Source organism: Anaerovorax odorimutans (genome assembly GCF_024459955.1).
In the GTDB taxonomy this organism is placed as follows: Bacteria; Bacillota; Clostridia; order Peptostreptococcales; family Anaerovoracaceae; genus Hominibacterium; species Hominibacterium odorimutans_A.
Genome location: NZ_JANFXK010000186.1, coordinates 1 through 245 on the forward strand (window position 1 = coordinate 1; position 245 = coordinate 245).

Below are 245 nucleotides of genomic sequence, written 5' to 3' on the forward strand. Positions count from 1 at the left end.
GCTCATATACGCTGATTTTCTCCGACGTACTTTCCGAATCTTTCCGAACATTGCCGTCGGATGTCTCTTCTTGGGTCTGCGTACTTCCTGAATGATCTTTTTCAATCAATTTCTGTCCGTTTGATTTAAGCGTCACCATCACGGTTACTTTTCCTGCTCCTTTCACCTGCGACAGCACGGAAGATGTTTTTTCTTCTATGTATGTTTCATATTCTCCCGTTTGTGAATTTTTATTTTCTTTTCTT

The 245-nt window shown here is 40.4% G+C and carries 1 protein-coding gene; it reads right to left on the reverse strand.

Annotated elements, in window-relative coordinates; all coding sequences use genetic code 11:
- On the reverse strand, positions 1-245 hold a 245-nt coding region (locus tag NE619_RS18410; protein WP_330640875.1), incomplete at both ends, for a hypothetical protein.